This window comes from Pseudonocardia sp. ICBG601 (assembly GCF_020496245.1).
In genome coordinates, this window is sequence record NZ_JAHLJA010000131.1 from 1 (window position 1) to 6,805 (window position 6,805).

3 protein-coding genes and 4 pseudogenes are annotated in these 6,805 nt (G+C 70.5%); 5 read left to right on the forward strand and 2 right to left on the reverse strand.

Annotated features, from left to right (window positions below):
- From KPL57_RS27230 to KPL57_RS27245, 4 genes and pseudogenes are all read left to right on the forward strand, one after another.
- On the forward strand, positions 1-756 hold a 756-nt coding region (locus KPL57_RS27230), incomplete at its 5' end, for an FtsX-like permease family protein (RefSeq protein WP_226353672.1).
- A 74-nt stretch (positions 757-830) separates the two neighbouring features.
- The gene (locus tag KPL57_RS27235) at positions 831-1,277 is read left to right on the forward strand and encodes a biotin/lipoyl-binding protein (RefSeq protein ID WP_226353673.1); all 447 of its coding nucleotides are present in this window, start codon (positions 831-833) and stop codon (positions 1,275-1,277) included.
- 420 nt (positions 1,278-1,697) lie between these two features.
- Positions 1,698-2,414: an efflux RND transporter periplasmic adaptor subunit gene (locus KPL57_RS27240; RefSeq protein WP_226353674.1), complete on the forward strand. Its 717-nt coding sequence runs from the start codon at positions 1,698-1,700 to the stop codon at positions 2,412-2,414.
- A gap of 109 nt (positions 2,415-2,523) precedes the next feature.
- Positions 2,524-3,680: pseudogene (locus tag KPL57_RS27245) on the forward strand (acyl-CoA dehydrogenase family protein).
- A gap of 72 nt (positions 3,681-3,752) precedes the next feature.
- On the opposite strand, the pseudogene KPL57_RS27250 reads toward KPL57_RS27245, so the two are convergent.
- Both KPL57_RS27250 and coxB read right to left on the reverse strand, forming a co-directional pair.
- Positions 3,753-4,152, reverse strand: a pseudogene (locus KPL57_RS27250) (cytochrome c oxidase subunit 4).
- 9 nt (positions 4,153-4,161) lie between these two features.
- Positions 4,162-5,078 (reverse strand): annotated as a pseudogene (gene coxB / locus KPL57_RS27255) (cytochrome c oxidase subunit II).
- A gap of 220 nt (positions 5,079-5,298) precedes the next feature.
- Between coxB and asnB the strand changes: the two are divergent.
- A pseudogene (gene asnB / locus KPL57_RS27260) lies at positions 5,299-6,805 on the forward strand (asparagine synthase (glutamine-hydrolyzing)); the annotation flags it as partial.

A 6,805-nucleotide genomic window follows, 5' to 3' on the forward strand; every position in this document is an offset into this window, starting at 1 on the left:
GGCTCCAACCCGGTCGCGACGCTCTACAACGGCAACGCGGGCGAGGCGATCGGCAAGCAGGTCCGCATCGGCCGCACGACGTTCCGCGTGATCGGCGTACTGAAGTCGAACGGCCAGGGCGACGACGAGGCCGTCATGCCGCTCGGCGCGGCGCGCAGCTACCTGCTGGGCGGCGGCGACGTCGTCCAGTCGATCACGGTGCGCGCGGCGTCCGCCGCGAGCGTCGACGCCGCCATCGCCGACGTCCAGCGCGTCCTCGACGACCGGCACAACATCCGCAACCCCGACGACCGCGACTACAACACCCTCGCGCTGCGCAGCCTGCTCGACCAGGTCAGCACGTTCACCTCGGTCGTCACGATCTTCACCGCGGCCGTCGCGAGCATCTCGCTGCTCGTCGGCAGCATCGGCGTCGCGAACATCATGCTGGTCACGGTCACCGAGCGGACCCGGGAGATCGGCATCCGCAAGGCCATCGGGGCCCGGTACCGGTCGATCCTGCAGCAGTTCCTGATCGAGTCGATGATCCTCACCGGCATCGGCGGGCTCATCGGGATCCTGATCGGCGTCGGGCTCTCCGTGGCGGCGAGCGCCGTCCTGCCCACGCTCAGCCCCGACTTCCCCGCGCCGTCGGTCTCCGTCGGCTCGGTCGTGATCGCGTTCGCCGTGAGCGTCGCGATCGGCCTGATCGCGGGCGGCTACCCCGCCAACCGCGCAGCGCGCCTGCGCCCGATCGAGGCGCTGAGGTACCAGTGACCGCATTCCGCAGCCGCGTGCCCCCGCTCCCCGCGCGCCCAGAAGACATCAGCACTGAAGGAGAGGCCCCCGCCATGCGCCGTCCAGGCCCGACCGGTAGCGCGCCCCGTCGCGCCGCCCTGGCCGCCGTTCTGGCCGTTCCGCTGCTGGTGGTCGCGGCCTGTGGCGGCTCGACCCCTCCCCCGCCGACCGTCAAGGTCGACCGCGGCGAGGTCACCTCCGGCGTCTCGGCGTCCGGCACGCTCGTCTCGGTCAAGCAGCAGAACCTGGGCTTCGCCGACCGCGGTCAGGTCGCGGAGCTGATGGTGAAGGTCGGCGACGTCGTGCAGGCCGGTCAGCCGCTCGCCCGTCTCGACGACGCGGCGGCGAAGTCGACGCTCGCGTCGGCGCAGGCGAAGCTCGACCAGCAGAACGCCTCGCTCGGCAAGACGCCGGTGGCAACACCGTCGAGACGGCGCAGGCTGACCTCGACTCGTCCAACGAGATCCTCACGGCCACGCGCAGCAACGTCGACGCCGTGAACGCGGCGGACGGGAACGCGACCGAGCGGGCACGGGTCCAGCTGGACTACGACGAGAAGCAGCTGGACAAGGCCGATGATCAGAAGGACTCCGCCTGCAGCGGGCAGAACAAGCGCTCAGCGCTGCTGAGCGGGGGCTCCGGCGGAAACCCCACGCCGACGACGACCCCAGCCCCCAGCGCCGACCCGTGCGCCACGGCCACCCAGGCCTACCAGCAGGCCAAGGCCGCTGCCATCCAGTCCAAGACCGCCTACGACGCCGCCGTGCACAAGCAGAGCGTCGACGCCACGCAGGGCGACATCTCCATCGCTCAGGCGAAGAAGTCGGTCGCCGACGCGCAGAACCAGCTCAACGGCGCGCGCACGACAGCCGTTCGACACGCAGTCGGCGGACGCGGTCGTCCGCGACGCGCAGAACGCGGTGAAGGACGCCCAGCGCGGCGTCGACAACACCGTGCTCAAGGCGCCGATCGGCGGGACGGTCTCGGCCATCAACGGCGCGGTCGGCGACTTCATCGCCGCGCAGGGCGCCGCCACCGACCTCGCTCCCGGCTCCGACGCCCGGATCCCCCCGGCCCAGGGCAGCGCGACCGGCGACGCCGGGGCCGCGGCGGGCGGCGCGACGGGCAGCGGCTCGTTCATCACGCTCAACAACGTCGACGGGTTCCAGCTCATCGTGCCGTTCGAGGAGAGCGACGCGGCGAAGCTGGCGCCGAACCAGGTCGTCGACGTGAGCGTCGATGCGATCCCGGGTGTGTCGAAGCCGGGCACGGTGACCGCGGTGGCGCCCAGCGCCCAGCAGGTCTCGGGCGTCAACAGCTACTACACGACGATCGTGGTCAACGAGACCGACCCGCGCATGCGGGACGGGCAGACCGCCCAGGCGCAGGTGACCACGCAGAAGGTCGACAACGTGCTGCGCGTCCCGACCGCGGCGATCAAGACCGACGGCGGCTCGGCGACGGCATCGGTGCCCGGCCCGGACGGCAAGCCGATCGAGACCCGCTTCACCCCCGGTCTCGCCGGTGACGCGTTCACCGAGGTCAAGGACGGGCTGCGCGAGGGCCAGGACATCCTGCTCCCGCAGGCTACCGTCACCGCGACCCAGGGCGGCGGCGGACCGCGCGGCGGCGGCTGATCCGTCGGACGGCGTTCGAACGAGGGTGGGGCCCGCAGGTTACCGTGAGTAGGTGACCGGCGGGCCCCACCGCCGTCTCCAGCCGCTCCACCGACGAAAGGCGCTGCTCGTGGACCACGCTGATCTCAGCGACATCCTGTCGTCCGTCCGGACGTTCGTCCGCAACGAGATCGTCCCTCTCGAGGAGCAGATCGACGCCGAGGACGCGATCCCCGAGTCCGTCGTGACGGCCTGCAAGGAGATGGGCCTCTACGGCTTCGCGATCCCCGAGGAGTACGGCGGGCTCGGCCTGACGATGGAGGAGGAGGCACGGCTCGCGTTCGAGCTGGGCTGGACCTCCCCCGCCGTCCGCTCGCTCTTCGGCACGAACAACGGCATCGCGGGCCAGGTCCTGCTGCTGGGCGGGACCGACGAGCAGAAGCGGAGCTGGCTGCCCCGTCTCGCCTCCGGTGAGGTCACGGCGTCGTTCGCGCTGACGGAGGCCGACGCGGGCTCCGACCCGGCCGGGCTCACGACGTCCGCGAAGCGCGACGGCGACGAGTGGGTGCTCAACGGCTCGAAGCGCTACATCACCAACGCGCTCGTCGCGGACGTCCTGATGGTGTTCGCCCGCACCAACCCCGACGCGAAGGGCAACCGCGGCATCTCGACGTTCCTGGTGCCCACCGACGCGACAGGCGTCTCGTTCGGCGCGCGGGACCACAAGATGGGCCAGATGGGCACCTGGACGTCCGACGTCCACCTCGACGACGTCCGCGTGCCCGCCGACGCCCTCGTGGGCGGCGACGACGGCCTCGACACGGCTTCCGGACGGCCGCGAAGTGCCTCGTGCACGGTCGCGCGCACATCGCCGCGCTCTGCGTCGGGATGGCCGCGCGGCTGGTGCACGAGTCGGTGGAGTTCGCGAAGTCCCGGGAGCAGGGCGGCAAGCCGATCGCGTCGTTCCAGCTGGTGCAGGGCCTGATCGCGGACTCCATCACCGACTACCGCGCGGGCAGGGCGCTGGTGCTCGACGTCGCGCGCGAGTACGACGCCGGCGTCGACAAGGTGCAGGGGCCGTCGGCGGCGAAGTACTTCGCGTCGGAGATGGTCGGGCGGGTCGCCGACCGCGCGGTCCAGATCCACGGCGGAGCGGGCTACATCCGCGGTGTGGCGGTGGAGCGCTGCTACCGCGACGCGCGCCTCTTCCGCATCTACGAGGGCACCTCGCAGATCCAGCAGGTCATCATCGCGCGCAGTGCGCTGGGCGACGCCGCTCGCGGCTGAGCCGCGCCACCGCGGCCGGGAACCACGAAGGCCCCGTCACACGAGGTGTGACGGGGCCTTTCGCGTGGACGATCAGTGGTCGGCAGGCCGGATGTGGTACTCGAACACGAGCCCGCCGATGGCGATCAGGAGGGCGACGATCGCGATGACCAGCAGCCAGATCTGCCAGAACGCCAGCGAGATCCCGACGAGCGCGGCGCAGAACGCCAGGCCGATGGGCCAGTAGCTGCCCGGCGAGAAGAAGCCGACGTCACCGGCACCGTCGGAGGACCTCTGCCTCCGGGTTGTCCTCCGGACGCTCCTCCAGACGGCGGGAGACGAAGCGGAAGTACGTGCCGACGATGAGGGACAGACCACCGGTCAGGAACAGCCCGGCGACGCCGACCGCTTCCCTCGTGATGATCGTGTAGACGATCCCGGCGATGAAGAAGAACGCCGTGAGGATCTCGAAGAGACGGGATTCGACCTTCATGGTGTGTTCTCAGCTCCCCGACGGCGGCAGCGACGCCGACCGCTGCGAGCGGTCGTTCGTGAACGGGTAGGTCGTGTACGCCTGCGGCGCGCAGAGCTGGCCGCAGTTGAGGGAAGCGAGCGCCTCACCGGCCGTGTACGGCGCGTTGGTCGCGGGGTTCACCTGCTGGCGCAACTGCAGCCAGCGGTCGAACTTGTCGGGCGACAGCGCGCGGACCTCGAAGTTCATCTGCGAGTGGTACGCGCCACAGAGCTCGGCGCAGCGGCCGACGAAGGCGCCCTCGCGGTCGATCTTGTCGATCTGCCAGGTGTTGTCCTGGTCGTTGACCTCGGGGTCCGGGAAGACGTCCCGCTTGAACAGGAACTCCGGCACGAAGAACGAGTGGATCACGTCGTTCGAGCGCTGCTCGAACTTGATCTTCTTGTCGGTCGGGAGGACGAGCAGCGGGATCGTCTCGGTCGAGCCGAGCGTGTGGACGGTCTTGCCGTCGGGCGTGTTCTTGCCCGGGTAGGCGAAGTCCCAGTTCCACTGGAAGCCCGTGATCGCGACCGTGAGGTCGGGGTCCGGGTCGTCCTTCTCCACGAAGTTCTGCACGTAGACCGTGAAGCCGAAGAGCACCGCGACGATGATCGTCGGGATCACCGTGAAGACGACCTCGAGCGGCAGGTTGTACTGCGTCTGGCGCGGCACGACCTCGTCGCTCTCCCCCTTCTTCTTCCGGTGGAAGGCGATCGCCCAGAACATGGCGCCCCACGTGACCACACCGACGACGAGGGCGGCGATCGCCGACCACGTCCAGAGGGTGCGCATGTACTCCGCCTGCGGGTGACGCCACCCGGCCATCCGAAGCGGATGACGTCCTGGATGCCGCAGCCCGTGGTCAGCGGCACGATCACCGCTGCGAGCACACCCATCTTGGACCGCATGACGGCCACGCAGTCCGCCCCGAACACCCGGGCGGGCCCCGTCAACGCGCTGTGCTCGGCCCACTTCCCGCCGCCTCCCACGTCCTCGAAACGATCGATCTGGCCGCGCTGGGGACGGCCTTCTTCGACTTCGCGTAGAGACTAGCTGAGGGGAAGGTGAGAAGCGGTGTCGGGTGCACCCGTCGAGGGACGTGTCGGCGGCTCGGCATACTGACCCGCTGTGTGCGGACTGCTCGGACTGCTGACCGCCGACGCCGACGACGCGGCGTCGCGAACCGGTGCGATCACTGCGGCCATGCGCTGCATGCGCCACCGTGGCCCCGACGAGCCGGGAAGGGCGTGGCACGACGCCGACGTGGTGTTCGGGCACAACCGCCTGGCCTTCATCGACATCGAGCACTCCCACCAGCCGATGCAGTACCTCGGCGGCCGGTACTCGATGGTCTTCAACGGCGAGGTCTACAACTACCTCGAGCTGCGCGAGGAGCTGGCGCGCGAGCACGGCGCGGAGTTCGCCACCGAGGGCGACTCCGAGGCGATCCTCGCGGCGTACCACTACTGGGGCCCCGCGGGCGTCGCGAAGCTGCGCGGCATGTTCGCGTTCCTCATCTGGGACGCGCAGGAGCGCGTGCTGTTCGGCGCGCGCGACCCCTTCGGCATCAAGCCGATGTTCTACGCCGCGGGGCCCGGCGGCACGGTGTTCGGCAGCGAGAAGAAGAGCCTGCTCGAGCTGGCGCCGACGATCGGCGTCGGCACCGGCGAGCTCGACGCGGTCGCGCTGCAGAACTACCTGACGCTGCAGTACGTCCCGGAGCCCGAGACGCTGCACCGCGCGATCCGTCGCGTCGAGTCGGGCACGCACACTTCACGGTGCGCCCGGGCGGGGAGGTGGAGTTCGAGCGCTACTTCCACCCGACGTTCCGGACGACGACCGACGCGGAGAGCGCCCCGCGCGCATCGCGACCGCGCTGCGCGACTCGGTGGCCAAGCACATGCGCGCTGACGTCACGGTGGGCGCGTTCCTCTCCGGCGGGATCGACTCCACGGCCATCGCGGCGCTGGCCAAGGAGCACAACCCGAACCTGATCACCTTCACCACCGGCTTCGAGCGCGAGGGCTACTCGGAGGTCGACGTGGCCGCCGAGTCGGCCGCCGCGATCGGCGTGCGGCACGTCGTCCGGACGGTGAAGCCCGACGAGATGATGGACGCGCTGCCGCTGATCGTCTGGTACCTCGACGACCCGGTGGCCGACCCGGCGCTGGTCCCGCTGTGGTTCATCGCTCGCGAGGCCCGCCAGCACGTCAAGGTCGTGCTCTCGGGCGAGGGCGCCGACGAGCTGTTCGGCGGCTACACGATCTACCGCGAGCCGATCTCGCTCGCGCCGTTCGAGCGGGTGCCGGGAGCGCTGCGCGGGCTGCTGGGCAGGGCGTCCGACCGGCTGCCGGAGGGCATGCGGGGCAAGGACCTGCTGCGCCGCGGCGCGCTCCCTCTCGAGCAGCGCTACTACGGCAACGCGCGGATCTTCCGCGACCACCAGCTGGCCGAGGTGCTGCGCCGCCACGACCCACGCCGCTCCCACGTCGACGTCACGGCGCCGCACTACGCGGAGTCGCGGAGCTGGGACCCGGTGGCGCGGATGCAGCACGTCGACCTGTTCACCTGGCTGCGCGGCGACATCCTCGTCAAGGCCGACAAGGTGACCATGGCGAACTCGCTGGAGCTGCGG